Below are 26,338 nucleotides of genomic sequence, written 5' to 3'. Positions count from 1 at the left end.
ATCCGAGTTGGTCAGACGGTCAGACAACGCAGCGACAATTGGCAAAGAAAAGCAAGAAAAAAGCGATCATCCCATTCGAGTTCAAGATGCCCGAATGGCTGTCCAATCCGATGTGGCTCCGCCACCCGCGTACCGCGCGCGTGGTGGCCTATGCGGGCTTGTTCGTGCTGGCGGCTTTTTGCACCACGCGCGTTCTGGGCTATCTCGAAAACCATGTGCACGGTATGGCGAAGTACGACAAGTTCGTGCTCGCCATCGAGTGGCAGGATTTGCCTGATTTTCTTCGACGACCGGACAATCGTCATATCCTCGATTCAATTCAGAGCCGAATCGATCTCCGCCCGACCGACCGCATCCTTGATGCGGGGCTTGCGGCCCGGGTTGGTGGTTCGCTTGCCGAGCCGTCCATCGGCTGGGTCCGATCGGTTGATCGGGTAACGGTCCGTCCGGACGGGACAGTCGCGATCAAATGCACATTTCGAGAGCCTGCCGCGTATGTTCAACACGGTGAGGCCTGTTATCTGGTCGATCAGGATGGCTTTCTGCTGCCGGGCTGGTATCGGCCGGAAGACTGCACGACGAGCAAGCTGCTCCTGATCAGCGGTGTGAAACAGACGCCGCCGTCGGTGGGCCATCAGTGGATCGGAGATGATCTTCAGTCCGGTCTGCGCCTTGCCGGATTGATTTCGGGTCGGGCGTTTCGCGATCAGGTTGATCGGATCATCGTCAGCAATTACTCAGGTCGGGTAGACCGCAAGCGCCCCGGAATTGAACTGGCGACGACTCGTCCGGGCTCGCGGATCTGGTGGGGGCTGGCGCCGAATCAGGAAAACGGAACTGAAACCACGACCGAACAAAAGCTTGCGCTGCTCGACTGGCTCTATCGCGAGCACGGGCGAATTGATCTAAATCGGGCATACGTTGATGTTCGCACGCATCCGACGTCTGTGTCGATCGCGAAAGAACACAAATCGTCCTAGTACAACACTTTCAGATCGACTTTGGCGGCGAAGCATGGGCTCAGAGGGCATCCGGAAGCGCTCCGGCCTGGCGCGCGCTTCGCTGGTCATGGCGTGAATGGACGACTAAGCTTTCGTTGGGAAGATAGGCGACTCGGCGGGCCGGCAAAATCTGCGGGGTCCGGAATTCGGACGAATTGGCATCTGCCATGATATTCGCGGAAATCAATCAGGTCGTCTGGATCGAGAAGTTTCGGCAAGTGTTGGAACACTATGTGCCGCCTGTGGAAAGTACGCCCGCGGTGAATGTGGGCGGACTTGTCGCGGTTGTGGCCGGGCTGATTCTGGTATTCCGAGGAGGCAAGTTCGAGCGCATCGTCGTGACGGCATTTGCACTGGTACTTGGCGGATGGATCGGGTATTTCCTGTCCACCGCGCTGAATCTGCCGGTGCCGTTTACTGCCGCAGTCGGCGGTTTGGCGCTGGCGGCGATTGGTTTCAAGTCTTACAAGATGTGGCTGGCCGCGGGCAGCGTGTTCGTTCTCTTCATGATTGCCGTGGCTTTTCAGCTCATTCAGCCGGAGCGTCTGAAGAACCTGGTGCCCTCAGAGCGTCAGGCGGCGGTGGTCAGTGGCAGAATCACCCTGCCGACTCCGGAACAACAGGCGAGGAATACCAGCAGTGATTGGCGCGATCAGTTGAAGTTCGTCGGAGAGCGGGTCAGTGCCGAGCTGAAGCAATTCGGCCTGAGCGGCTGGATTCTGCCTGTTTGCGCCGCGATTGTCGGTGGCGTTTTTGCTTATTGGGCACTGCGGGCGTTTGCCGTAATCTGGCTTGGATTTATCGGGGCTCACATCGCGGTGATCGGTGGGTCGACGATTCTCTGCGCGCATTGGCACGAGGTCCGCAATTCTCTATTCGCGCAGCCGCAATACCCCGCGGCTGTTGCGCTGGGCATCTGGCTTCTCGGACTGGTCTTTCAGGCCAAAGACGCCCGGTTTCCGAAAAAAGCGGAGAGCCCTGCTCCCCGCGAACCCGCCAAATCGTAAACTTCAAATCGGAATTACATCGCGACTCTGCTTCGGCACCGCGGCTGCGGAATCCGCGGGGGAAGTTGCGATGGGCAACGGCCACAATCAGGGCGTTCGTTCGAGCCGCTCCACGTGGTCGGACTGACGTCGATTCTGTCATGGGGGGAGCAACAGATGGATGTTTTAACCGGTCTGCTGGCCGGACTCGACGAGAGTGCGGCCGTTCTATTTATTCTTGCCGGCTTGATCTACGGTCTCTTCGGGTGGCGACTCGTACGCTTCCTGGTGATCGTGGATGCGCTGGCGGTCGCAGGCATGTGCGCACTCTGGTTTTCCCGGCGTGGGGGCGTTCCCTGGATTGGCGGGGATGAATCGACCATGTCGGTGGCATTGATGATGGCGTTGCTTTTACCGCTGCTAGCGTGGCGATTTCCGCGAGTGGCGACGGTGGCGATGGCGGGGTTGGCGGGCTTTGTTTCGGTGCAGCTTTTTCTGCTTGATTCCGATCTGCCGTTTGTCGTGCTCGCGATCCTCGGATTCATCGGCGGGGCGTTTGCGATGGGCCTTGCGGTTTCGCTGTCGCGGCAGACGACCGTTGTCGTGACCGGATTGCACGGCGGTTGGCTGTGCGTCGGAGCGATGTCCATTCTCGCCGCGAATCACACCAATTTCATCGGGCAGATGCTGAATTCGTTTGCCGGCAGTTTCGTGCTGGTGACGCCGGCGGCGGCTTTGGCGTTTTCGTCCATCATGATTTTTCTGCAATGGAGCGACATGCAGGGGCATACGGCGCAGTCATAGTTCGCGCAGCAACAATCGTGTCCCACTCAAGCGTGCATCAAGTCCGCGAACGCCTGGCCCACGGTTTTGGTGTCGCGGCGACCGGAGCGGCCTTGCTTCCAATGATGTCGTATGCGCCTTCGCCGAGCAGCGATTCAACGGCGACCTTGAACGCCTCACTGGGGCGCACGCGGTTCGCGCTATCGCAGCGGACGAGGGCGCTGATTGCGCCCGGTCGCTCGATGGAGATGAAGAACGGCTTGCTGCCGCGGTGGTCGGCGCAGACCTCTTTCAATCGCCCGAGCGTGACTCCATCGATCGAGGAGGATCGTACGCGGAAGATCAGTGCATCGGCCAGCTTCTCGGTGGCATCCTCGAAGGCGAGAATCTCGTTGACACGCAGCGAAGGCTCCTCGCGTTTCTTGTCGACCGTTCCTCGCAGAAACACGACCCGATCCGGCGCGACCAGTCCGCGAAATCTGTCCAACTGTTCGCTGAAGACGACCGCTTCGATGGAACCGCTTAGGTCCTCGAAGGTAAGCACGGCCAGCTTGGATCCGGGATTTCGGCCGGCCTTGGTCGGAACCATGCGCACTTTCGAAATCATCCCGCCGAGCACGATCTGAACGCCCTCGCTGAAGGCGCCGATCTGCCTGCAAGTGCATGTTGAGAATTGCTTGAGATGTTCTGCGTGCGATGTAAGCGGGTGCTTGGTTACATAGAATCCGAGTACGGATTTTTCATGGGCGAGCATCTCGGATTCCAGCCATTCCTCGGCGCCGATGGTTCGCTGCGCCCCGTCGTCGCCACCCACGAAATCGCCGCCGAACATGGTCATTTGGCCTGAGGCACGGTCGCGTTGGTGCTCGGAGCCCATGTGCATGGCGCTATCCAGTACGCTGATCAGTGCCTTTCGCATTGCACCTGTCGAGTCGAAGGCGCCTGCCTTGATCATGGCTTCGAGTGTGCCACGGTTGACATTCGAGGCATCGACGCGCTCGCAGAACTCGTACAGATCGCGGAAGGGCCCGCCGGCGGCTCGCTCCTCCACCACGCTTCGCACCGCCTTGGCGCCGACACCTTTGATTGCAGCCAGGCCGAAGCGAATGCAGCCTGCGCCGCTGTCTGCGCCGGGCAGGGCGGTGAAATCGACATGACTCGAATTGATGTCGGGCGGGAGCACCTCGATGCCGAGTCTGCGGCACTCATCAATGTAATCGACGACTTTCTCGGTGTCGCCCATTTCGTACGTCAGCAGGGATGCCATGAATTCGAGCGGGTAATAGGCCTTTACAAAGGCGGTCTGAAACGCGACCAGGGCGTAGCCCGTCGAGTGCGCTTTGTTGAACGCGTATTCGCCGAAAGGCAGAATCTGGTTGAATATCTCCTCGGCGACCTGCTTTCTCAGACCGTTCTTCGCGCAGCCTTCGACAAACGGGCCTCGTTCGGCCTCGATCATGTCGGTTTTCTTTTTGCTGATGGCTTTGGCGAGGCGGAAGGCTCGCTTGCGTTCGATTCCACCGAGCTGAATCGCGAGACGGGCAACCTGCTCCTGATAGACGATGATGCCGTAGGTCTCCTCGAGCACTCCGTCCATGATTTCGTGGGGCGTTTTCCATGATTCGCCGTGCTTGCGAGCGACGTAGGCATCGATGTTGACCATCGGTCCGGGTCGGTAGAGCGCATTGGCCGCGATGAGGTCCTCGATACGGTTCGGGCGCATCTTCATGAGGACGTCGCGCATGCCGCCGGATTCGAACTGGAATACGCCCTTGGTCTCGCCGGAGGCGAAGATTCGATAGACACGCTGATCGGTCAGATCGAGTCGTTCAAGGTCTATCTTCGTGCCGTGGTTCTGTTCGACGAGCTTGCAAGCCAGGGCAAGGACGCTGAGGGTTCGAAGGCCGAGGAAATCCATCTTGAGCAGGCCGACTTTCTCGACCGTCGGCCCTTCGAACTGGGTGATGACCGCATCTGAATTCGATGGTTGATAGAGCGGCAGGAGGTTGTCCAGAGGTTCTTCGGCAATGACGACGCCTGCGGCATGGACTCCTGCATGTCGTGCCAGACCCTCGACACGTTTTCCGATGTCGATCACGCGGCGGATGGTTTCGTCGCTGTCGTACCACCTGCGAAGTTCCGGCTCCTGGCTCAGCGCCTTGTCCAGCGTCATCTTAAGTTCTTCGGGTACCAGCTTTGCCAGCCGATCGGCATCGCCCAGCGGCACACCCATGACTCGGCAGACGTCGCGGATGGCGGCTCTGGCTTTCAGCGTGCCGAATGTAATGATTTGCGCGACGTGGCCGTACTTCTCGCGGACATATCGAATGACGTCTTCTCGCGCGTCCTGGCAGATATCGATGTCGATATCGGGCATTTCATCGCGATCGGGATCCATGAAGCGCTCAAAGTACAGGCCATAGCGGATCGGGTCGGGCTGGGAGAGATACAGGCAATAGGCGACGACGGACGAGCAGCCGCTGCCGCGCGCGCCGGCCGGGACGCCTTTGGCGCGGGCGTAGTGCACAAAATCCCAGACGATGAGAAAGTAGCTTGCGAACCCCTTGCTCTGAATGACTTCCAATTCGTAGTCGATTCGTTCGCTGATTTCGGGTGTGATGCTGCCGTAGCGTTCGGCCGCTCCGCGATAGACGAGATCGCGAAGGTAGGATTCGGGTGATTGTTTTTCAGGCGGATGATAGACGGGCGTATAGCGTTTTGTGAAATCCAGCTCAACATTGCACATCTCGGCGATGCGCAGCGTGTTGGAGATCGCCTCGTTGTGCTGGGGAAACAATGCCGCCATTTCGGCACCGGACTTGAGGTAGAACTCGTCGGTATCAAACCGCATGCGCTCCTTGTCGCTTTGCAGCGCCCGCGTCGAAATGCAAAGCAGCACGTCGTGTGGTTCGGCATCTTCCTTGCGGAGGTAGTGCACGTCGTTCGTTGCGATTAATCCGACACCAAGCCGGTTCGCGATATCGACAAGTTCCGGATTGATCATCCGTTGCTCGTTCAGGCCGTGATCCTGCAATTCGATGAAGAATCGCTCCGGACCGAAAACGCGCAGATACCATTCGGCTGTGCGCTCGGCCGCCGCGCGGTTGTGGGCCATCAATGCTTGAGGAATTTCGGCGCCCAGACAGGTGCTGGTGCAGATCAGGCCCTCGCTGTGGGCCTCAAGCACTTCGCGATCGATGCGCGGCTTGTAATAGAATCCCTCCCGGTATGCGATGGAAGTGAGCTTCAGCAGGTTGCGGTAGCCGGCGTTGTTCGCGGCGAGGAGCAGCAGGTGGTAGTTCGATTCCTGCTTTCCACCAGGGCCGACGACCGTCTCGCGGAGGCGACGGTCCGTCGGGGCGATATAGGCTTCGAGGCCGATGATCGGCTTGACGCCGGCCTTTCGAGCCGTGTTGTAGAACTCAATCACGCCGAACATGTTGCCGTGATCTGTGATCGCGACGGCTGGCTGATCCAGCTCCTTTGCGCGATTGACGAGTTCGTCGATCCTGTTTGCGCCATCGAGCAGGCTATAGTGCGTGTGGCAGTGGAGGTGTACAAATCGCGTGCACGGCGCTTCGTCATCGATGCGTTCAGCCTGGGCGCCGTCGTTCGATCGAAGCTTCGGTCCGGATCGATCGGAAATGAGATGGTTGGCACGGCCGCCGTGAAACGGGACACCATGAGGCGACGTGCGTTCTTTCTGCATTAGCGATCAGCCTCCTTGCCGGACAGGTGTGAGCGTTCAACTTTCGTGCATCATAACCGGAGTTCGGCGATCGAGCATCACGAGCGGCGTCGCGTCGGCAGGGAACGAGCGAAATTCACAAGGCGCAGCCGTTTCGTCGCGTCCATCGTGCAGGGACCGTTGAAGCGGGACGATATCAAGACGGACCAAGCCTTTCATTCGCGGACAGGTCGCTTCAGGTTTGATGCTTGCGGATGACGGTCGCCCTCCGAATTGGGACATAGAGCGATCCCCGTGGAGGTGTCGTTCCATTTGTCGGCTAAGTAAAAAGCACAACGGGCGGCCTGATTGGACCGCCCGTGTGACTTCATGATATGGCTTCCTGGCAAATTCGAGCGTCTCAGCCAAACATGCCAAAGCCTGGCAACATTGCTCGCGTACCCAGTCGAAATCAGTATCGGTAATGTTCCGGCTTGTATGGACCGTCGACCGACATACCAAGGTATTCGGCCTGCTTGGGCGTCAGCCTGGTCAATTTCGCACCGAGTTGGGCGAGGTGGAGCCGCGCGACCTTTTCGTCGAGGTGCTTGGGCAGCACATAGACTTTTTTCTCGTACTTGTTGGTATTCTGGAACAGCTCGATTTGTGCGATCACCTGGTTCGTGAAACTGCTGCTCATCACGAAGCTCGGGTGGCCGGTCGCGCAGCCGAGGTTGAGCAGTCGGCCCTCGGCAAGCACGAGAATCCATCGGCCGTCGTCGAAGATCCACTTGTCAACCTGGGGCTTGATGTTCTCCTTCTTGATGCCCGGTATCTTCTTCAGGCCGGCCATGTCGATTTCGTTGTCGAAGTGGCCGATGTTGCCGACGATGGCGCCGGCCTTCATCTTGCACATGTGCGCCGCGGTGATGACATCGCAGTTACCGGTGGTGGTGACGAAGATGTCGGCAGTGGAGAGGACGTCCTCGATCGTGGTGACCTGGTAGCCTTCCATTGCCGCCTGAAGCGCGCAGATGGGATCGATTTCGGTGACGATGACGCGGCAGCCTTGCCCGCGTAGCGCCTGGGCGCAGCCCTTGCCGACTTCGCCGAAGCCAAGCACAACCGCCGTCTTGCCGCCGATCATGACGTCGGTCGCGCGGTTGATGCCGTCCACCAGTGAATGGCGGCAGCCGTAGATGTTGTCAAACTTGCTCTTGGTGACGCTGTCGTTGACGTTGATGGCGGGGAAGCGAAGCGTTCCGTTTTCCTGCATCTGGTAGAGGCGGTGCACTCCGGTGGTGGTCTCTTCCGTCACGCCTTTGACTGTGTCCGCCAGGCGGGTCCATTTGCCCGGGTTTTCCGCCAATTCGGCGCGGATGACATCGAGAATAATGCCCCATTCCTCCGGGTCGCTGGCTTCGTTGAACGTCGGAATCTTGCCGGACTTCTCGAATTCGGCAGCCTTGTGTACCAGCAGGGTGGCGTCGCCGCCGTCGTCGAGAATCATGTTGGGGCCGTTGCCATCGGGCCAGGTGAGCATCTGAACGGTGCACCACCAATACTCTTCGAGCGTCTCGCCTTTCCACGCGAAAACCGGCACGCCCTGAGGATTTTCCGGCGTTCCCTTCGGACCGACCGCGACCGCGGCCGCGGCATGATCCTGTGTGGAGAAGATGTTGCAGCTTGCCCAGCGGACTTCGGCGCCAAGTTCCACGAGCGTCTCAATGAGTACGGCTGTCTGGATGGTCATGTGAAGCGAGCCGCTGATGCGGGCGCCTTTCAGCGGTTTCTTGCCGGCGTATTCCTTTCGGATTGCCATGAGGCCCGGCATTTCATGTTCAGCGAGAATGATTTCCTTGCGGCCGAAATCGGCGAGGGACAGATCGGCAACTTTGAAGTCCTGTGCAACGAGCGTGGTTGACATTACGGCAGTCTCCTGTTTCTGGTTATGGTCGAATGGTTGTGTCGGGGTTTGCCCGCGTTTCGAACTCCTGATCGGAACGCGTGGCCGTCAGTACGAAGAGCGGCGGCGAGTCAGGGAGTCCTTCCTGAGATGCCGCCGTCAGCAGTTTTCTGCATTGAATCCGCGTGCAGCCGATTGCGGCGAGGCGGCGTTGAAGGTCGTCCGAATCGAATCCCCACCAAAGATCCTTCATCCGTTCGTAGAAGTCCTGGTTTTCGTGCGCCTGCTGTTCGACGATCAGGACGCGCCCGCCGGGGCGCAGGATTCGGGCGATTTCCTGAAGCGCTTCGTCGGGACTGGCAACATGGTGCAGAACGAGCATTGCGATGGCCAGGTCGATCGATTTGGAATCGATCGGCAGCTGGGTTAGATCGCCCGCGCGAATCTCCACATTTCGGAATCCGGTCTGTGCGACGCGCTGTTGGGCACAGGTGCGCATTCCTTCCGCCGGCTCGACAGCGAGCACTGATTCGAAGTGCGTTGCAAGCGTGGGAAGCAGATGCCCGGTTCCGGTTCCGATGTCAGCGACGTGCCATTCACGTGGCAGCACTGAAATGAAAGCCTCCATTGCGAATGAGGGGCCGAAGGCTTCGGTACGAAGCTCGTCCCATCGGCGACCGATGCGATTGAAAAAACCGGGCCCTTCATTACCGCGCTGCCGGATCACACGTTCCAGTCGTTCGTGCATGGCAGCGGGAATCGGGCGATTTGCGAGCCAGTCCGTCAGGAGCGTTGCAAGTTGTTCGTCAGGCCGGGCCTTTGACTCGACTCTGGCGCGATTAATCGTGGAGTAGATGGACGTGACGCCGACCCGGCGGTCGTTGACGATGCCGGCGTCTCGAAGCGTCTTGAGTTGTCGTGAGACCGACGATTGCGGCATGCCAAGGATTTCGACGAGCTCTGACACATTCAGCTCTTCAATCAGCAGCAGTTGCACGATGCGCATTCGCGTCGTGTCGGACAGCGCGCGGAGCAGCTCGACCGGATCGAGGGGCTGCGCAGTTCCGTGTTGAGCCTGGTTGGAATCCATATATCCGGATATTAGCATGGAATGCGGATTGGGCAACTGGGCCCGAGGAGAAGAACACAAAAAACCGCGATATTACTTGACTTTACATTCTATGTAGTCAATACTATGGTATGCATAGTATTGGAGGCCAAGCATGCAATTTGAACGCGAACTCCTCAAGGGCGTACTCCCGCTGGCTGTTTTGAAACTTCTTCGCCATCGGGAAATGTACGGCTACGAACTCGTGAAGGAAGTCACGGAGCGGTCAGGCGGCATCCTGAAACTCGGACAGAGTACGCTCTATCCGCTCCTGTACAACCTCGAAGCGCAGGGACTGATCGAGTCGGAATGGCGTGAAGCTGACAGCGGCCGCGGTCGTAAATATTACCGCCTGACTGATGCGGGCACGAAACGACTCGATCGTGATCTGCTGCAGTGGGATGAACTGGTTCGCGGGATGGGCCGCTTGGTTGTAGGCGGCCTGCACTCGCGCCTTTCTACATTGTTGTCGTGATGAACATGCCGTCGTTCTTGGCAGAGAATGTCGCTGGTTCGGCATTGCCTTCGGCGCTGGCCGACCTCATTGAGCGCGTCGTCCGCGGAACGCGCCTGTGGCGGTCGGAGAAGCGGGACGTGCGCGCCGAACTAGAGAGCCATTTTCGCGAAGGTCTGGAAGAACTGGCCAGCGAGGGCCACAGCGAGGATGCGGCTGTTCAGATTTTGTGTGATCGATTTGGAAATCCTGACCTCACGGCGAAACTGATTCGCCGTGGTAAGAAACGAGGTAGACCCATGATTTTGAAGATTGCGGTTGCTGCGTCGATTGCGTCCCTGAGCGCGGTCGGTGCAGGTGCAACGTATATGGCAGTAATTACCTGGGGCAAACCGAGTCCTTCCATTGACTATCTGAAGCAACTGAACGAGCCGGTTGAGAAGGTCGCGGTCGATCAACGGGCGTGGACAGTGCTGGCTGACGCTTTGATCGCATTCAAGCCCATGCCCAACGACCTCGCGGCACTCGACCCCGCCTCGATGCAGCCGGGTGGTGCTGATTGGGCGGCGGTGCAGCGATGGATTGAGTCGAATCGGCCATTGCTTGCCTCATTTCGAGAGGCGGCCGGCAGGCCCTTTTACGGGTTTGTTTACGGCGGCAGCGATACAGCCGAGTTCCTTCAGAAGCTTTCGGAATCCCGCGCATTGAGCGAGGGGTCTGTGGATGCTGCGAGCGAATCAGACCCGCTTCAGCCGCCGCTGATCTCGATTCTTCTTCCTCATCTGTCCGAGATGCGAAAGGTCGCATGGTTCCTTGTGCTGGATTCTCGCGACCACGCCTTGCAGGGCCGACTGGCCGAGGCATGGGATTCGCTCGACGTCTCATTTCGAATGGGATTACAGCTCTTTGAAGGCCGGACGTTGATCGAGCAACTGGTCGGCGCGTCCGTGATTCGTTTGAGCTGTGAGGAGATTCGCCGCTTCGCAGGCGACCAAAGTGAAGGGATGTCGCCAGAACTCAGTGCTCGCATTGCCTCCAGCGGGGTGCTGAAGTGTCGTTCCGATGGCATTTCACCACATTATGATGGCGAGCTACTGAGCTTTCAGGACGTGGTGCAGTATGTTTTTACGGATGATGGAAACGGGAACGGCCGAATCATTCCGTCGCAGATCAAGCGGATTCGTTCGATACTCCAAGACGAAACGGCAGGAGAACCGAGAACCGGCATGGAGCGGGACGCTGAAATTCTTGCCATGGCGTCTCGTCATGCCGACCGAAGAGATACGCTGTTGAAATACGAGGAGCTGTGGCACGACATGGCCGGGTTCCGAGCGCTCCCGTTATACGATTCACGGCGGTCGGATGGCGATCGATTGCTAAACCGCTTTCTGAACAGCGAAGAGGTCGAACGATTCGAGTTGATCCGGTTACTGATGCCCAGTCTGAGTTACGCGGATCAAGTGATTCGCGAATCCGCAATGGAAGTGGCCGCGACGCGGGCGACCCTGTGGGTGGTGATTCGTCACAATGAAACCGGAACCTGGCCGAAATCGTGGGGCGAACTGTCCGATCTTCCTGGCGGCGAACCGGAGGATGCCTACGCTCCGGCATCTCTGCGGTATTCCATCGGTGAGGATGGCCGTCCCGTCATTTACAGTGTGTGGCGGAACGGCGTCGACGATGGGGGTTCAAGCGTATCGGTGGGGGATGCATCACGTCGCATCGCGTCTCAGACGCCCGCGGACCTGATCTACTTTCCCATGGCGCACCGTTGATGTCGGCGCGCACGCGTCGGCTCGTCCGCCGGCCGTTTTGAAGGCGACAAACGGTCCCACGGATTCAGGTCCGTGGGACTGTTTCATTGGTTGGCGGGTGTCCACTGCGCTTGACGACTGGACGGCGTGAATCACTCAGCGGACCGGTCACAATTTCGGACATTCGGTTTTCGGTCGTGCAGAGACTTCGATCGCTGATCGCTTGCGCGATTTCATTGTTCATGTGCATCGCGCCGGCACTTTTTTCGGCCGTATTCCATTGGCCGGTCCACGGTCCGGCCGTTCAAATCGCATGTTGCGATGAGACGGGACCTCCCCGATTCGACTTGCCCGAGAATGGGTCCATAGAATCGGTGCCATCGGGCCACTGTCTTGATGTGCCAACTTCGTTCAGCGAACCGATGCGGCCAAATTGGGGGACCGGGGGATGAAACCTCGCATCGACCTTCGTATCTGTATTGCCGGAGCGGCGTTGATTGTAGGTGCCACGACAGAGACACACGCGCAGGTAATCTATCGATTGAATTGCGGTGGTCCGGACTACGTCGATCCTTCTGGAAATCTGTGGTCATCCGACAACGGATCGGGACTATTCAATGTCGGCAAGACGCTGCCTTCTCCATTGTCTCCCATGATCGATATTGCCGGGACCGATCTCGATGTGCTGTATCGCACGGAGCGGTACGATCCGATCGAAGCGCCGAACATGCTCTACAGCTTTCCGGTCACACCAGGCTACTACCTTGTCAAGCTTCACTTCGCTGAAATCTACTGGAACAAGCCGAACAGGCGGAAGTTCGATGTGGTCATCCATGGCGAGCCGGTGCTCGTCAATTACGACATCGCTGATGGACTCGGAGCGTACGCGGCCGACGTGCGTCAGTTCGTCACGGAGGTGGTCGCCGGCGAATTGGAGATTGAATTTCTCCATGCCGATCCGATTCTGGACAACCCGAAAATTTCGGCAATCGAAATTGAGAAGATCAGCAACGCGCCGGTCATAACGGTTGTCAGTCCGCCACGTCTTCAAATCGCGCCGGACAGCAGGTGTTCGACGCCGCAGAATCGCGTGTCATTGACGGCGGTTGACCCGGATACGGACGGCAGCGGAATGAAGTGGACGCTGCGACGGGCTCCGAAGTTCGGCACGGCCGCATTCGTGGCTGGAATCAGCAATGGCACTGAGGTGGCTGTTTGCTACACGCCGCGCGCGGGGCAAGTCAGCGACGACAGTTTCGTCGTTCGAGTGGACGATCTTGATCCGAACGGCGGCGTCGCGGAGGTGACGATCCTCGTGAGTCTTGTCGATTCGATCGCACCTGACATCACCTGCCCGGAGAATGCGATCGTGTATGACGGCGATTCAATTGAACCAAATCGCACGGGTCAGCCGATCGTCAGCGATGCCTTCGATTCCGCTCCGATGGTCAGCTACTCGGATGAGAGCGAGCCGCGCGACTGCCCCGAAGTGGCGCGAATTCGACGTCAATGGACGGCGGTGGATGCCAGCGGCAATATCGCGATATGCACTCAGACAATCAAGGTTTTTTCGGCCGACTCCGACGACGATGGCACGCCTGATTGTGAGGACGCGTGTCCGGCGGACGAATACAAGATCGAGCCCGGCAGTTGCGGTTGTGGAAAGGACGATGCGGATCGAAATGCCGACGGCCAGCCGGACTGTACGCCGACTCGTCCAGGACGCCCCGTCGGCGATCCGAGCGACGGCGACGGCGTCGGCAATCCACCGGCTGATGAATGCTGCGGCGGCGGAATCGGCATCGTGACGCCATTCATGATGCTGGGCTTTCCGCGGCGACGAACCCGACGCCGCAAATAATCGGGCGAAACGTCCGCTTCCAATTTTCCTGGCGCTTTCGGCGAATTATCGAGTTACCACTTCCAAACTGCTGCGTCGCTTGACTTTGCACGCATGTGCGGGTTGATCCGCGCGGCGGCACGCCGAGCGAAACGATCAGCGGTTCCGAAAACACGTCACTGAGCGTCCCAGTATTCCAGATTTGTCCAGTCTGCCTACCCATTACAACCGACTGAATTCTAGATTTGTATCGCACCGGGGTCGCATCGGAGGCAGCCGCCCTGATCGGCCGTCGGACCAAACCGTGTGCAAGTATGAGCGTTGGAACTGCCGACATTGAGGCCGCGTTGGCGCCGTTGAGAGACGGTGTCGTCGCGCGCGCCTTGGGCGAACTGGATGAGAAACTCAAGGCATGGAGCATTCTGGCTTGTGCCTTGAACGAGAATCTTGTTGCGCGTGAGAAGGCGTTCGCGGCTGCATCGCCAGGCGAATCGGAAATCGCGGTCGGCGTGCCGAAGGACAAGGGCTCACGGAGTGCGGTGTTGTCACGGCTGACGGAGCCGGCACCGCTGACGAGTGAAGGGCCGGTTCAGACGAATGAAGTGCGGGGCGTGGCCGCGAAGTCGGATCTTGCGGTAGCCCCGGGGATTGCAGCTGAGTCGGAGGTGGCTGCCGCGCTTCCTGCATCAGCGCCGACGTCGGCCACGGGGGCGGGCGTCGAGGCCGTTGGAGACGGCCAATCGGGTGCCGGGCTGCAGGATGATGCCGCGTTATTGGCCGCACTGACGCCGGAACAGGCCGAAGCGATTAATGCAAGGTACGCTTTCTTCAAGGGCAGCAAGACGATACGCGAGTTGATCCAGGAGTTCGAGGACGAAGCGGACGATGAAGAATCGCTTTTGATGTCGCTGGATCCGGATGTGGCGAAGGCGGTTCGGGTCAAGTATCGGCTCTACAACGGACGGAAGACCCTGCGCGAGGTGATCGCGGAAGTCGAGGCGGCCGGAACGAAGCCGGTCGAGTCGGAAAAGAAATCGTGGTGGAGAAGATAGGCGATGAGCGCGACAGTGACCGACAAGTCAGCAAAGCAGGGCGTGGGGGCGCCGAACGTCGACGTTCGGCAGCTTGAAGCACTCAGTGGTGAAGTCATCGGCGCGATGCAGTCTCTGCGTGAATTGCTTGAGGCACGCGCGGAGACACTTGAGCACTGCCGCGCGGCATTGGAAGACCGTCATGCGAAGCTGGAAGCGGAGCGGGCATCGTTTCAGAAACAGGAAAACGACCTGATCGATACGCTTGAAAAGCGTGAGAAAGAGATCACGACGAGAGAGCAGAAGTGCACAGAACTGGAGCAGGAAATTGCCCGGCTCGGGGAGGCGCGTCACGCGGAGTCGCAGGAGCTTTCCAAGACCAAGGCGGAGCTGGAGGCAAAACTCAAGGCACTGGAGCTCGAACGATCGAAGTTCGGCGACACGGAAAAATCCATTTCGGAACAGCGTGCGAAGTTTGCCGCGGAGAAAGCTGAACTTGAGAAGCGCGCGGCGGCGATCACCGCCGACCGGGCGAAGCTCGATTCGGCGGTGAAGGAACTCGAAGCCAAGGCGGCTGAGCTTCAGCAGAAAGAGAAAACGCAGGAGGAAAGCCGAAAGGTTCTTTCACAGAACGATGCCGATCTGCGCAAGCTGCGGGACCAACTGAAGGAAGAGCAGGAATCTCTGGCGGCGGACCGCGAGGCGATGATCAAGGAAATGTCTCAGCGCAACACGCGCGAGGCGGAGTTGAATGCGCTGGCGGGATCCCTGAAGAATCGAACCCAGGAGCTTGAGAAGCGTGAGAGCGAACTGGCGGCGCTGAAGGCTGAAACCGATCGCAAGCTGGCGGAGCTGCAACAGGCTCAGGTCAACATCACGAATCTGCAGCAGCAGTTGAAGGATGAACTGAGCCGCGTTGTTGACACCAGGTCCGAGTTGTTGCCGACATACCAGGCACCGCCGGTCGCACCGGAGGCGAAGCAGCCCAGCGAGGCCGACAAGGCCGCGCGAGAATCGGTCGAGCGATTCCAGAAGCTGTGTCGCGATGCAAAGCGGCGGGCATTGGGGACGTGATCGTCGCGGCGCGAGGCCGGACGGGACTTGAAATGGCGCAGATGAAACGCGCACGGCGCATTGAGGACGTCGTTGCGGATCATCGCCGGGAAGCAATGGCAGGGACGGAAGTCGTCGTCGGGGGTGTTGAATGGCACTGCAACTATTTTCCAAGAAGCCGGTGGAGCCGAAGGTCAGGCCGCGCCCGAGGCCGCGCCTCGCGGAGCCGGACGCATTCATTCCGGCCGATCGGATCGAATTGCAGGCGGATCCGCTCCATCAGGCGATGCAACTGGAGCGCTACGCCTATCTGATCATCAATCGATCGGAGTTCAAGGAGCATCCCGATGTGGACAAGCTCTGTTTGCAGGCCTGCGAACGCATCGATGACTCATTTGCGCTCGTGCCCGAGGGATTCGCCACGATCCCGCGAACGCTTCACGATTCACCGGGCGCAGAGGAAGACACCTTTGAAACCACGCCGTTTCTACTCGGAAAGCACTGCGTTACCAACGCGCAGTATCAGAAGTTTGTCGAGGCCGGCGGGTACGAACAACTCGAGTTGTGGCCGAAGGAATTGTGGCCGCACCTGATCGACTTCAAGGACCTGACTGAATGTCCGGGTCCTCGGTATTGGCGTCATGGTCGACCGAGCAAGAAACTGATGGATCATCCGGTCGTGGGCGTGTGCCAGTTTGAAGCAGCGGCATACGCGCGCTGGGCCGGGTTTCGATTGCCGACGGAAGCCGAATGGCAGATGGCCGCGACGTGGCGAATTCGGAGCGTCGCCAACACGATGCGGCGCTATCCATGGGGCGACGCGCTTGACATCAATCGCTGCAACATCTGGGCGACCGGTCAGGGGCGCACGGTTCCGGTGGACGAGTATCAACCGGGCGCCGCTCCGAACGGCGTGCTTCAATTGATCGGAAATGTCTGGGAATGGACGGCGAGCGACTTTGAGGTCACCGATCATACCGGCGGACCGGTTGTGGGTGACATGCATATGGCAACGATCCGTGGTGGCGCATACGACACGTATTTCCAGATGCAGGCGACCAGCGTTTTTCGAACGGGGCTGGTGAGCCTGGCGCGGGCGCACAACGTCGGGTTTCGACTGGCCTGGAATCTGCGAGGCAATTGAGGCCGCCGGCGGGGCCGTCACGACAGGATTGAATCGCTGTAGGAGAAGCAAACGTGGCCAGGAATTCAAGCGTCCTCAGTGAAACAAAGTGTTTGATCTGCGGGCACGATAACGAACCGGACATGCTGCTCTGCGCGAGCTGCTATGCGCCGATGTCGATCGTGCAGGATGCCCGCGCGCAGGAGCGCGAGCCCAAAATCGTCTCGGTGATCGGCGAAAGCAACGTCGGAAAGACCGTGTATCTCGGGTTCCTGCTCGACATGCTCGCTCATCGAGCCGGAGCCTTCGAGGCGATTCCCAAGGGTGCGTACTCCGTCGACCTTCAGCAGAACGTCATCGGTCACCTCGCTCGACGGAGCTTTCCTCCGAAGACGCCGATGGAGGCCAACCAGTGGTATTGGGCGTATTATCAGGTGCGCCGCGAGGAGGCCGATGCGCCCTGGGTCGATCTGGTCATGCCGGACATGGCCGGCGAATCGTTGGCGGCAGAAGTCTCGACGCCGAAGACCTTTCGAGTCATCCACAGCCTTCTAAACAAGTCGAAGGGGCTGCTGCTTCTCGTTGACGCCGCGGCGGCGGCCAACGGTTCAAATCAACCGGACTTCTTCGCAATGAAGATGCTCAGTTACGTTGACAGCATGTTCGGCGGCAAGCACGAGGAGAAAATTGAAACGCCGGTCTCCATTGTTCTTTGCAAGGCGGATTACTGCCCGGAGTGCTTTGACGACCCGCGTTCCTTCGTCAAGGCCAATCTGAACCGCGTCTGGAATCTCTGCGAGAGCCGGTTTGCCAACGTGGAGTTCTTTGCGGCGAGCGTCGTCGGCTCGCTCGGATACGCGACTTCGCTTGAGGACGATACGGTCGCTCCCGTCCCGCTGCATACGGCTTTGCGAGGCGTTCTTGAACCTTTTGAATGGATCATTGATCAGCTATGAGCACGATGCCCACGAACGACAACATGGATGTGATAGCGGTTGATCAACTGGTGTTCACCTCGGTCCGTTCGCCGATGGGCGAAGGATACCGCGTTGTCGCCGCAAGTCCCGGCGTTCGCACCGAGGAGAAATCAGAAATCACTCGACGCGCGCCGTCGCACGGAAGTCTCACGTCGACAGCCGCCGACGCAATTGGAATGCTGACCTACCCGATGGCAACCGGCCGCTACGCAGTGGCGTACTCCTGTCACGCCGGGAAGGAACACACCGCGCGCGGAGGCGAGCGGGTTTACACGCATTTTGCACTGCTCGATTCAGATGCATATGCACGGTTCTATTTCAATCCGACGTCAGTGCACTCCGCGATCCGGCAGGCCATCGGCCAGGAACGAGTTCTGAAGGAGTTGTCCACCCTCCCGAAGCTGGAACTTTCGACGAGAAGCGGCAGGCCCGCGCGGGTGGAGCAGGTTTGTGGCGCGTTTGAGCAGGTGGTCGCAGCCGCTTTCAAAGCGAAACCGGCGGTGATATCGCATCATGGTGGATCATTCGAGGCGGTGATTCAGGTGATGGGAGCGCTTCCCGCAGCGGTCCGCAGGGAACTGGCCATCTCCTGTGGCGTCAAGTACGCGCCCTCGCGCCAGACATTGCTCTGTTTTGTCGAACGCGATCAAGGCGAGACCCAGCGCGCGCTGCGCGGCATGCCGGTCGTTCTGGTGGACGCGGATCGCGCGGGCGCGCCGGTGCCGGCGCGACCAGGCGGAACATCGGGACTGGAATCGTGGATCAGCTTCGCCCGGAAGTGCCTGACGAGCGATCGAGTTGTCGATCTGGCTTGGATGTGCGCCAGGTTGGACAGCGAAGTGACTGCCGAGCGGCTGGCGAGGCTTGCGGCGCTGCATGCCGACACAGAACTTCTCGCGACGGCGAACGAGGCAACACTTGACCGCTTGTCCGCCAGATGGATGTCGCTCGACGCCCACTACGATCCCGAATTGACGATGATCCGCGGGTTTGTTCGCGCGGCGCAGGATCGATCCAATCAATTGAAGGCTGAAGCGCCCGGACTTCAGACGGCCGGAAGCGGTCGAGGCGCCTGAACTTCAAGCACGCCAAACACGGACGCGATCATCTCATCGCTTCCATGAGGCGGCGGGCTTCGGCGAGTGCGACGTCGCGCGCGACAATCTGCTCATTGAGCTGGAGCTCATAGAGAGCGTCCAGAATGCGCTTGAATGCCGGGCCGGGTGTCAATCCCATGTCCTTAAGATCGTCGCCGGTCACGAGCGCAGGCGGGGCAACTGCGTCCGCTTGGATTGCTGCCGCACGTTGCTGAACATCGAGGACGCCGGACGTCGGAAAATCTGTCAGGCTTTGTCGTGCCGTCCAGAGGTCGATCAACGCAGGAAACATCGCGTGGGCACGCAGCCGCTTAATGTCGGCCAACGTGAGCCGAGTCGGATCGTCGGCATCGTGCTGGTGGGCGTGTAGCCAGCGGACGGTCGCGATCGTGTGATTGCTGCATCGAAGCGCCTCCAACGCCTCGACGGCTGCGTCGGTTGACATATCGCCGAGCAGGGCCGCCATCGAAAGCTCGAATCCCGACGTCGAAGGCAATGCGGCCAATCGGCGAATGGCGGAATCGAACGTCGGAGAGAGCGATTCGGCTCCTGCCCAGAGATGACCGAGCAGGCCGGATCGGTTAATCAGGCCGGCCGCATCGGCGCGATGTTCGTTGGTGAGGATTGTATCGAGTTCCATTCGAATTCGTTCAGGGCTGATTCGCCGGATCTCTCCCGCGTGCCGGCCGATAGCGTCCCAGGTTTCCGGTTCGATCTCAAACCGCAGTCGCGATGCGAACCGGATTGCTCGAAGCAGCCGCAGGTGATCCTCGGAAAACCGCCGATCCGGCTCTCCGATCGCGCGAATCAATCGCGCTGCGATGTCCGATCGTCCACCGACATAATCGATGAACTGGCCGCCGATCGGGTCATGAAACATGCCGTTGATCGTGAAGTCCCGTCTCTGGGCGTCCTGCTCCGGGGTGCTGAATGCAACCGCGACGGGATGTCGCCCGTCAGCATAATCCAGATCGGTCCGGAAGGTCGCGACTTCGATCGACCAGCCTTTCATTCGCACGAGCACGACGCCGAATTGTGCGCCGACGCGCTGCGTTCGATGGAACAGGGCGCACACCTGGTCGGGTGTCGCGGATGTGGCCACATCGTAGTCTTTCGGAACCAGCCCCATGACCAGATCGCGCACGCACCCGCCCGCAAAGTATGTGGTATGCCCCGCTGCCTGCAGCAATCGGACGACGCGATCGGCCGCGACCTTCGGATCGCCCGGCGACTGACCGCGATCCCGCTCTGGCTGGTGTGGCGCGGTCATCAGGTGTCCTCAAGGCCGCCTTGCTCAAACAGGGTGATGGTATTGGACCCCCATGTGCGCCGGTCCGTTTGATGCCATCCGTTCGGCAGTCGGTCCGGCAGCCGGCATTGTTCATCGTGTCGCCACAGCACGAGCGCGTCCGGCTCCGTTGGAATCTGCACTCCGATTCTCGCAGCCACCCGCCCCATGATCGAATCAACCGAGACATCCTCGCTGAACCGATAGGGCGGATCAACAAAAACGATCGAGTAGCCACGGCCGTTGACGCGCTTCAGCGTGATCGATTCGGCCGGCCTGTTCACGATTTCGAATTGGGAAGTGATTTTCAGAGCGGTGAGATTGGCTCTCAGGCATTTCAGTGCGGCAGGGTCCCGTTCCACAAATGTGCAATATGCCGCGCCGCGCGAGAGTGATTCGATACCCTGACTGCCTCCGCCGCAAAACAGATCGCACACGTTGATCGGCGGCAAATGGCCGGGCAGCAGCAGCCGTGAACCGAGCCAGTCAAAAAGCGCGCCCTTCACCCGATCGAGAATCGGCCTGGTCGACTCCCCCGAAGGCGTCGTAAGAGTGCGGCCGCGGTATGTTCCGGCGATGACTCGCATGGTTGTTTCCGCAGGTTTCCGCCGGTTCATGGCATGCATCGAGCGGGCGGCTGCTTTGAGGCGATAATATAAGCGAATCGTGGTGTATTCGAGTGGATCGTTTCTCGCTTGAATCGACTGAGGGTGTTTGACGCTGTTCAGCCTGATTCCTAGAATCGCGCCGTCAGTCGCGCGGGAATCGTTCCCCGCGGATTTTCTAACAAAGTTGGCAATCCATGTCGATTCAGGCCGTCAAAGGAACTCGAGACCTCTATCCAGAACAATATGCGCCAATCCAGCACATCTTCGATGTCTGGCGGAATGTCTCATTGAGACATGGCTTTGATGAATTCGAGGGGCCGACGCTGGAGTATCTCGAGTTGTATCGCGAGAAGAGCGGCGACGAACTCGTCGGCCAGCTCTTCACGCTGACCGATGCCGGCGGTCGCGAGTTGGCCCTTCGGCCGGAAATGACGCCGACGCTGGCCCGCATGGTCGCTGCGAAGATCAACGCCCTCGCGAAACCGATCAAATGGTTCTGTATGCCACGGCTCTTCCGGGGAGAAAACGTACAGCGTGGCCGGCTGAGAGAGTTCTACCAGTGGAACGTGGATGTCATCGGAACGGCCGACGTGATCGCCGATGCCGAGTGCATTCTGGTCGGAGTCGAGGCGCTTCGCGAGTTGGGCCTCAAGACCGATGATTTCATGGTGCACATCAGCAATCGGCGACTGATTGCATCGATGCTCACTGCTTGCGGGATCGCCCCGAAGGGGCACGGCGGCGCATACGCCATTCTGGACAAAGCCGGAAAAATCCCGGAAGCGGAACTGGCCCGACGGTGGGGCGAGCGCTACGAGTCGAGCCTCCGGTTTGCCGAACTCATGGATTTGCTCCGGTGTGAACGGCTTGACGACCTGAGAAGCTCGATCGGGCGTGTCGGGACCGCGACGGCCGAATTGGACGACGCGTTGGCCGAAACCGATCGGCTGTTTTCGTTGATCGAAAATTTCGGCATCAGTGAGTTTTGCAGATTGAACCTGCGCGTTGTTCGAGGTCTCGCTTATTACACCGGACCGGTATTCGAGTTCTTCGATCGCGCGGAGAGCGAACGCGCGATCTGTGGCGGCGGCCGCTATGACGACCTGCTCGGCAAGCTTGGTAAATCGAGGGAGCCGGCGGTTGGATTCGGAATGGGGGATGTTGTTTTGCGGTTGATGCTCGAGGATCGCGGCCTGCTGGGCAATTCGCGAAAGGCATCATCGATTTTTGTTGCGGATGCCGTGGGCGGTCTGCGCGATCGCCTGTATTCGGTCGTCGCCTCGCTCCGCCGCGCCGGGTACTACGCGGAATTCAGCTATCAACAGCAGAACGTCGGCAAACAGCTCAAGGCCGCTGACAAACGGGGTTGCCGCCTGGTCATCATACTCGGGGACGAGACTCGCGATCGCAGCGTGGTTCAGATCAAGAACATGAAAGCCGGCGACAGCCGCGAGGTTTCATTGGATCTACTGCTGACAAATCCGTTCGATTGCATCGGCAGGCCGGATGCCGTCTGATCCTTAATGGGGTGACGGGCTTGCGGCATCGTTGTCAGCTTGTTGAAATAGGGCCGGGTTGGTCAGGCTGAAATTCCTTGTCAATGGGCCCGCCGCATGACGACAGTCCGGCGCAGTCATTACGAAACGGCATTCGAAGCATATCTTTCGCGTCGCGGCACGCCGTGCGTCGCAATCGAAGACGTCAAACACATCGCAAAATCCAGGTCGGGCGCGAAGATTTTTGATTACATCGTGTATCCGACCGGCGGTCCGGCTTGCCTTGTGGATGTCAAAGGACGCAAAACCGCGCGCGGCGGAGGCGACGGGGATGTTCGCCAGAAATCGTGGGTCACGAAGGCGGACCTGGAGGGGCTACGAATCTGGCGGGAAGTTTTTGGGTCTGAGTACGTCGCCATGTTCGCTTTTGTGTACTGGCTCACCGGCGACGAGCCGCTATTCCCGCCGGATGGCGACGAGACTTTTGTCTTCGCGGGCCGAAGGTACAGTTTCTGGCTGGTCTCACTTGACGATTACGAATCACACCATCAGAACAGGTCTGCCCGGTGGAAGACGGTCTGGGTGCCGACGGCTGCATTCAGGAAGCTCAGCCAACGCCTCGAAATCCTCTGGCCATCCGCGCCATGCTGAACGACGGTCGTCGGGAATATGATCGGACGTGACCATTGATCAGACGAGTGGCCGAGTGGCGAAGACGGCAATTTGCGTCGCGGCGGGTGATTACGCTAGGATAACCAGACTGGACGGTCGGAAGCGAACAGACGTAATCGAGGAGCGGCGCAGGTGGTTCGAATAGTCTTGACGATCATCGGAACGGTGCTTGCTGTGGCGGGGACAGCGTTTGCGCAGGCTGTGACCGAAGGCGCGAACATCGCTCCGGACAACATTGAGCCGCTCCCCTACGCTCGACCGCTGATCGAGTACGCGTGCGCAATCCTTTTTCTGCTGCTCGCGATGGGCATCGGTTTCATGCCGAGTCGTCGCGTCAAGGACGCTTGATCCAGTCGCCGGACTGCCGACCGCGGATTGCTCGCATTGGAGTTGCCGCGGACCGGTGTCGGCATCGGGACCGTTTCCGGCCGATTCGGTCACGGCATTGCCGTTTCGATGTCCACGAACATGTCCGATGTCTTCTCGCCCAGCGCCGAGATCGCGGTGATACACACGACAATGATTAATGCCAGCATCACGGCATATTCCGTTGCCGTTGCGCCCGATTCGTCCGTGAGGAATGCGCCCATCCGTGACACGAAATGTTTCATGACGTTCCCCTCACCAAGTTGTCAAATTATGACCGTGCCGTTTGGCAAACTTCGCTGACCGATCGTCGCGATCGGGTCATTGAGCGCTGTGCAAGACCATCGGTTTTCGGGGGATTGCCGCAGTCCAGTGCGTCCTTCCGCCGGCCTTGTCGCGGACGCATCGCGCCCGCTGTCGATAGCATCTCGCCGTATTTAGAACATACGATTCGAATGCGACAGAGTCGCACCGTCGATCGGTGACACCCGCGGTTCGCGGACGTCGATGCCGCGAGATTGATCCGGAAGTGGAGAGGAATTCCGCCACATGGCGGGCCGGCTCCTTGAATTCGACCCGATTTCGCCCTATAAATGAAGCGCTTTCTGGTGTGGATTTCGGCCCGATGCGATCCATTCGATCCGCCCCCCAGCCGGACGCATCATTCCTGAATGAGGAGGCTGACCGATGTCGAAGCGTGGTTTGATCGTGCTGCTCGTCGGGCTGAATTTGACGCTGGCGGCCGCACTGATTCTAACAGGGTGGCAGCCGCCGGCCGCGATGGCTCAGGCCGCTCCGCTCGGTCAGAATTACTCAATCGTTGCCGGCGAAGTTCGCAACGGAATGGACGGTCTCTACGTGCTGGATCTCGCATTGCGACGACTGCATGTGTTCATTCCCAATCGCGATCAGAACAATCGCCGGTTGTTTCACGTCGGTTTTCGAGATCTTCAGCGTGATTTCCGCGGCAAGTAATCGGCTCCGGAGGGCCGTGTCTCATGAACGACAACAAAAACTTCATCATCGGCGTGCTTTCGATCACCGCGGTGATCCTCTTCGTCGGCCTGTTTGTCGTCACTTCGGTAGGCCCTCATCCGGCGTTGGCGTTTGGCCAGATTGATCGAGGCGGCGACTACATCCTCGTCACCGGCCAATTCACGGAGAATACCGAACTGGTTTATGTCGTGGATGCCGCAGCGAAACGCATGAATGCATACAGTTACGAAACGACGACGCGCGATTTTGTTCTGTGGGACACCGTCGATCTCTCGCGGATCGGCGCTCCCGCGGGACGCTAGTTCGACTGTTCAGGCAGCGCGTCATGGTTCGCATCGACACGGTGTTTTCGGTCCGGCGTGCGGTCAAAGTCCTTCGCTGTTCCGCGATTCCTTGAACGGATCATACTCCAGGCGTATTGTGAAAAGCTTCGCTGGATCGATGGTAACGCGGGTTGCGTTCAGATCGATCATCGCGGGCGCAAGTGCCGCTCTGACCTTCTCGATGTGGTTGGGGATGTTCAGCCCCATGAAGACCGGTGGCAAGCCTGCGAACGTCTCGACACAGTCGACGAAGACTTGTCTGGCCCCGACTGCGCGGCCGCTTTGTAACAGGACCATGCACACGGCGCTGCGGATCAGCGCGCGATAGAACTGTTCTCGTCGGCGATCCTGCACCTGGCTCCATGCTTCTTCCCAGATATCGTGTGCCTCGAAGTAGTCTTGCTCATTGTATCGGAGGAGGCCCTCATGAAAGAGGCGGCGTTCCTCTGCGGGGTCAAAGGCGAATTTCGACATGATGTGATTGTACTCGGTGCGTCGGGTCAGGCCGATGGTGCCAAGTAGAACCGGATCGAGCATGTGACACCGACTTGAGCGTATGAAATCGCAAAAAAAAACGGGTGAGTGCGAATCGCACCCACCCGTGGACAGTCTCTTTTTCGGCGAAATCGGCCGCTTGTGCAGCTCGCCCTTCGCCGTTCGATGTTGATCAGCGTCGGCGCCGGATCAGGCTGACTGCTCCGAATGCGAGCAAAGTCAATGTGGCCGGCTCAGGCACAACCACAAAGCGGTTGTAGTTGTCGTAGCCCGGTGAACCAACGGTACCGCCGAACTGGCCGTCGCCGAATCCGGGGTTTCCATTGTTCTGCAGATTGGGATTTGCGGGAATCGACTCATTTGAGAGGTATCCGCTGTCCGAGGTATAGCCAGCGAAGAAGTTGAATGCGTCGGTAATTCCGAGCGAGGCAAGCGGAATCGAATACTCGCGGAACCCCGTGCCGTTGTTGTTGAACGTGCCATCGAAATCGACGAAATCGAGATGAAACGGCGTGTTTCCGGCATTGAGTCCGAATGTCACGATGCCGAAATTGCCGATGACGATGGAGCAGTCCGCAAGGAAGCCAGCGGGATAGGCATCGTCAGTCGCGTTGGCGTGCTGGGATGCAGCGCGACGTCCGCCATCGCCCTGGTCGTCCATCGTGGCATCGGTCTGTCCGCCGGCCTTGGAATCGATCTGAATGAAAACCAGGTCGTTGAGATCCGCACCAACCTGCAAGCCCAAATAAAGGTTTGTGGCGTCCGAGTTGAAGTAGATGGTTCCGCTACCAAGCGTTCCGCCGAAGCCGCCGCCGGCACCACCGTAGCTGTAGGAATTACCAGGGCCGTATTCATTCGGACTGAGTACTCCGTCAACAGTCGCGCCGCCGGGCGTTGTATCGACCCGCGTGTCGACCAAGCCCGCGAGCGCCTGCGAACTTCCGAACGCGAGCGCCGCCGTCAACATCAGGACTCTTCTAAACATGCAAGTTGCTCCTTTCGATTCCCAAAGACCTCGCTCGACGTTCGCCGTACCTTAACCGGTATGCTTCGAACGTCCGTGCGAATTCCCTTCCGATTGCACTGAAGTGTGGGCCCACACTCCCACTAGTAAAACATTTTAACAAAGCGTTTTTTGCGATACAAGCGTCTAGTGCATGAGGAATTGTCCGCTTTCTCGAGTATCGGGGATGGGGCTTGGTGCGAGGGGGGCTCGGCAGCGATCAGCGTCCGTCGAACCGAAAGGAAGGGTTTGAGTGGTCGGCTTGGGTTCGGATTTCAGCTTCGAGGGTTGTGGTTGGTCTGGCGGGCCGG

General features: G+C 59.2%; 24 protein-coding genes. 16 read left to right on the top strand and 8 right to left on the bottom strand.

The annotated features are described in order from the left end of the window. The first annotated feature begins 38 nt into the window (after positions 1–38). The 3 genes from KF841_13045 (at position 39) to KF841_13035 (ending at position 2,791) form a co-directional block, all read left to right on the top strand. Complete coding sequence (locus tag KF841_13045; protein MBX3396283.1) at positions 39–980, top strand: hypothetical protein; 942 nt, start codon at positions 39–41, stop codon at positions 978–980. Positions 981–1,156: 176 nt separating this feature from the next. Continuing rightward, positions 1,157–2,008, top strand: coding sequence for a hypothetical protein (locus KF841_13040; protein MBX3396282.1), 852 nt, complete (start codon positions 1,157–1,159; stop codon positions 2,006–2,008). Positions 2,009–2,164: 156 nt separating this feature from the next. Further along, positions 2,165–2,791: a hypothetical protein gene (locus KF841_13035; GenBank protein ID MBX3396281.1), complete on the top strand. Its 627-nt coding sequence runs from the start codon at positions 2,165–2,167 to the stop codon at positions 2,789–2,791. Between the two features lie 37 nt (positions 2,792–2,828). Here KF841_13035 and KF841_13030 read toward each other — a convergent pair whose 3' ends face one another. The 3 genes from KF841_13030 to KF841_13020 form a co-directional block, all read right to left on the bottom strand. Further along, positions 2,829–6,479, bottom strand: a complete 3,651-nt coding sequence (locus KF841_13030; protein MBX3396280.1) for a DNA polymerase III subunit alpha — start codon at positions 6,477–6,479, stop codon at positions 2,829–2,831. A 430-nt stretch (positions 6,480–6,909) separates the two neighbouring features. Continuing rightward, on the bottom strand, positions 6,910–8,364 hold the full coding sequence (gene ahcY / locus KF841_13025) for an adenosylhomocysteinase (GenBank protein MBX3396279.1): 1,455 nt from the start codon (positions 8,362–8,364) through the stop codon (positions 6,910–6,912). 22 nt (positions 8,365–8,386) lie between these two features. Continuing rightward, complete coding sequence (locus KF841_13020) at positions 8,387–9,433, bottom strand: metalloregulator ArsR/SmtB family transcription factor (GenBank protein ID MBX3396278.1); 1,047 nt, start codon at positions 9,431–9,433, stop codon at positions 8,387–8,389. Between the two features lie 133 nt (positions 9,434–9,566). On the opposite strand from KF841_13020, the gene KF841_13015 reads away from it, so the two are divergent. The 8 genes from KF841_13015 to KF841_12980 all read left to right on the top strand — a co-directional run bounded on the left by KF841_13015 (position 9,567) and on the right by KF841_12980 (position 18,759). After that, on the top strand, positions 9,567–9,926 hold the full coding sequence (locus KF841_13015) for a helix-turn-helix transcriptional regulator (GenBank protein ID MBX3396277.1): 360 nt from the start codon (positions 9,567–9,569) through the stop codon (positions 9,924–9,926). 5 nt (positions 9,927–9,931) lie between these two features. Continuing rightward, entirely contained in the window at positions 9,932–11,680 is a 1,749-nt protein-coding gene (locus KF841_13010; GenBank protein ID MBX3396276.1) for a hypothetical protein, read from the top strand. A 427-nt stretch (positions 11,681–12,107) separates the two neighbouring features. Then, entirely contained in the window at positions 12,108–13,520 is a 1,413-nt protein-coding gene (locus KF841_13005) for a hypothetical protein (protein MBX3396275.1), read from the top strand. Positions 13,521–13,813: 293 nt separating this feature from the next. Beyond that, positions 13,814–14,551 carry a hypothetical protein gene (locus tag KF841_13000; protein ID MBX3396274.1) on the top strand — a complete coding sequence of 246 codons (738 nt, stop codon included), beginning with the start codon at positions 13,814–13,816 and terminating at the stop codon, positions 14,549–14,551. A 3-nt stretch (positions 14,552–14,554) separates the two neighbouring features. Further along, positions 14,555–15,604: a hypothetical protein gene (locus tag KF841_12995; GenBank protein ID MBX3396273.1), complete on the top strand. Its 1,050-nt coding sequence runs from the start codon at positions 14,555–14,557 to the stop codon at positions 15,602–15,604. A gap of 130 nt (positions 15,605–15,734) precedes the next feature. Beyond that, positions 15,735–16,727 carry a formylglycine-generating enzyme family protein gene (locus KF841_12990; GenBank protein ID MBX3396272.1) on the top strand — a complete coding sequence of 331 codons (993 nt, stop codon included), beginning with the start codon at positions 15,735–15,737 and terminating at the stop codon, positions 16,725–16,727. Positions 16,728–16,780: 53 nt separating this feature from the next. Beyond that, a complete protein-coding gene (locus tag KF841_12985) occupies positions 16,781–17,662 on the top strand; it encodes a hypothetical protein (GenBank protein ID MBX3396271.1) in 882 nt (293 codons plus the stop codon). Further along, on the top strand, positions 17,659–18,759 hold the full coding sequence (locus KF841_12980; protein MBX3396270.1) for a hypothetical protein: 1,101 nt from the start codon (positions 17,659–17,661) through the stop codon (positions 18,757–18,759). Before KF841_12985 ends, KF841_12980 begins: the two co-directional genes overlap by 4 nt. A gap of 28 nt (positions 18,760–18,787) precedes the next feature. On the opposite strand, the gene KF841_12975 is transcribed toward KF841_12980, so the two are convergent. Together KF841_12975 and KF841_12970 are read right to left on the bottom strand one after the other, a co-directional pair. Then, positions 18,788–20,050, bottom strand: a complete 1,263-nt coding sequence (locus KF841_12975; protein MBX3396269.1) for a CCA tRNA nucleotidyltransferase — start codon at positions 20,048–20,050, stop codon at positions 18,788–18,790. After that, positions 20,050–20,655, bottom strand: a complete 606-nt coding sequence (locus KF841_12970) for an RsmD family RNA methyltransferase (GenBank protein MBX3396268.1) — start codon at positions 20,653–20,655, stop codon at positions 20,050–20,052. Before KF841_12970 ends, KF841_12975 begins: the two co-directional genes overlap by 1 nt. 215 nt (positions 20,656–20,870) lie before the next feature. Between KF841_12970 and hisS the strand changes: the two genes are divergently transcribed. The 3 genes from hisS (at position 20,871) to KF841_12955 (ending at position 23,192) form a co-directional block, all read left to right on the top strand. Beyond that, on the top strand, positions 20,871–22,193 hold the full coding sequence (gene hisS / locus KF841_12965; protein ID MBX3396267.1) for a histidine--tRNA ligase: 1,323 nt from the start codon (positions 20,871–20,873) through the stop codon (positions 22,191–22,193). A gap of 96 nt (positions 22,194–22,289) precedes the next feature. Next, positions 22,290–22,823 carry an HYExAFE family protein gene (locus KF841_12960; GenBank protein MBX3396266.1) on the top strand — a complete coding sequence of 178 codons (534 nt, stop codon included), beginning with the start codon at positions 22,290–22,292 and terminating at the stop codon, positions 22,821–22,823. A 153-nt stretch (positions 22,824–22,976) separates the two neighbouring features. Further along, on the top strand, positions 22,977–23,192 hold the full coding sequence (locus tag KF841_12955) for a hypothetical protein (GenBank protein ID MBX3396265.1): 216 nt from the start codon (positions 22,977–22,979) through the stop codon (positions 23,190–23,192). Positions 23,193–23,281: 89 nt separating this feature from the next. On the opposite strand, the gene KF841_12950 is transcribed toward KF841_12955, so the two are convergent. After that, complete coding sequence (locus tag KF841_12950; GenBank protein MBX3396264.1) at positions 23,282–23,455, bottom strand: Flp family type IVb pilin; 174 nt, start codon at positions 23,453–23,455, stop codon at positions 23,282–23,284. Positions 23,456–23,897: 442 nt separating this feature from the next. Between KF841_12950 and KF841_12945 the strand changes: the two genes are divergently transcribed. Both KF841_12945 and KF841_12940 read left to right on the top strand, forming a co-directional pair. Continuing rightward, positions 23,898–24,185 (top strand): hypothetical protein, encoded by a 288-nt coding sequence (locus tag KF841_12945; GenBank protein MBX3396263.1) that lies wholly within the window; start codon positions 23,898–23,900, stop codon positions 24,183–24,185. A gap of 23 nt (positions 24,186–24,208) precedes the next feature. Further along, the gene (locus KF841_12940) at positions 24,209–24,508 is read left to right on the top strand and encodes a hypothetical protein (GenBank protein MBX3396262.1); all 300 of its coding nucleotides are present in this window, start codon (positions 24,209–24,211) and stop codon (positions 24,506–24,508) included. A gap of 63 nt (positions 24,509–24,571) precedes the next feature. On the opposite strand, the gene KF841_12935 is transcribed toward KF841_12940, so the two are convergent. After that, complete coding sequence (locus KF841_12935) at positions 24,572–25,066, bottom strand: DUF309 domain-containing protein (GenBank protein MBX3396261.1); 495 nt, start codon at positions 25,064–25,066, stop codon at positions 24,572–24,574. Positions 25,067–25,196: 130 nt separating this feature from the next. Then, positions 25,197–26,009, bottom strand: a complete 813-nt coding sequence (locus KF841_12930) for a PEP-CTERM sorting domain-containing protein (GenBank protein ID MBX3396260.1) — start codon at positions 26,007–26,009, stop codon at positions 25,197–25,199. Positions 26,010–26,338: the final 329 nt, after the last annotated feature.

This window comes from Phycisphaerae bacterium (genome assembly GCA_019636475.1).
In the GTDB taxonomy this organism is placed as follows: domain Bacteria; phylum Planctomycetota; class Phycisphaerae; order UBA1845; family UTPLA1; genus JADJRI01.
Note: the sequence above shows the minus strand (reverse complement) of the source record. Positions and strands in the feature narration are given on the sequence as shown.

Bases quoted from the DNA above. Each gene is read 5' to 3' on its own strand.
- KF841_12950 (MBX3396264.1), bottom strand. From the start codon at position 23,455: ATGAAACATTTCGTGTCACGGATGGGCGCATTCCTCACGGACGAATCG.
- KF841_12995 (MBX3396273.1), top strand. From the start codon at position 14,555: ATGAGCGCGACAGTGACCGACAAGTCAGCAAAGCAGGGCGTGGGGGCG.
- KF841_13020 (MBX3396278.1), bottom strand. From the start codon at position 9,433: ATGGATTCCAACCAGGCTCAACACGGAACTGCGCAGCCCCTCGATCCG.
- KF841_13030 (MBX3396280.1), bottom strand. From the start codon at position 6,479: ATGCAGAAAGAACGCACGTCGCCTCATGGTGTCCCGTTTCACGGCGGC.
- KF841_12970 (MBX3396268.1), bottom strand. From the start codon at position 20,655: ATGCGAGTCATCGCCGGAACATACCGCGGCCGCACTCTTACGACGCCT.
- KF841_12940 (MBX3396262.1), top strand. From the start codon at position 24,209: ATGAACGACAACAAAAACTTCATCATCGGCGTGCTTTCGATCACCGCG.
- KF841_13005 (MBX3396275.1), top strand. From the start codon at position 12,108: ATGAAACCTCGCATCGACCTTCGTATCTGTATTGCCGGAGCGGCGTTG.
- hisS (MBX3396267.1), top strand. From the start codon at position 20,871: ATGTCGATTCAGGCCGTCAAAGGAACTCGAGACCTCTATCCAGAACAA.
- KF841_12960 (MBX3396266.1), top strand. From the start codon at position 22,290: ATGACGACAGTCCGGCGCAGTCATTACGAAACGGCATTCGAAGCATAT.
- KF841_13010 (MBX3396276.1), top strand. From the start codon at position 9,932: ATGCCGTCGTTCTTGGCAGAGAATGTCGCTGGTTCGGCATTGCCTTCG.
- KF841_12930 (MBX3396260.1), bottom strand. From the start codon at position 26,009: ATGTTTAGAAGAGTCCTGATGTTGACGGCGGCGCTCGCGTTCGGAAGT.
- KF841_13035 (MBX3396281.1), top strand. From the start codon at position 2,165: ATGGATGTTTTAACCGGTCTGCTGGCCGGACTCGACGAGAGTGCGGCC.
- KF841_13000 (MBX3396274.1), top strand. From the start codon at position 13,814: ATGAGCGTTGGAACTGCCGACATTGAGGCCGCGTTGGCGCCGTTGAGA.
- KF841_13015 (MBX3396277.1), top strand. From the start codon at position 9,567: ATGCAATTTGAACGCGAACTCCTCAAGGGCGTACTCCCGCTGGCTGTT.
- KF841_12980 (MBX3396270.1), top strand. From the start codon at position 17,659: ATGAGCACGATGCCCACGAACGACAACATGGATGTGATAGCGGTTGAT.
- KF841_12935 (MBX3396261.1), bottom strand. From the start codon at position 25,066: ATGCTCGATCCGGTTCTACTTGGCACCATCGGCCTGACCCGACGCACC.
- KF841_12990 (MBX3396272.1), top strand. From the start codon at position 15,735: ATGGCACTGCAACTATTTTCCAAGAAGCCGGTGGAGCCGAAGGTCAGG.
- KF841_12975 (MBX3396269.1), bottom strand. From the start codon at position 20,050: ATGACCGCGCCACACCAGCCAGAGCGGGATCGCGGTCAGTCGCCGGGC.
- ahcY (MBX3396279.1), bottom strand. From the start codon at position 8,364: ATGTCAACCACGCTCGTTGCACAGGACTTCAAAGTTGCCGATCTGTCC.
- KF841_12945 (MBX3396263.1), top strand. From the start codon at position 23,898: ATGTCGAAGCGTGGTTTGATCGTGCTGCTCGTCGGGCTGAATTTGACG.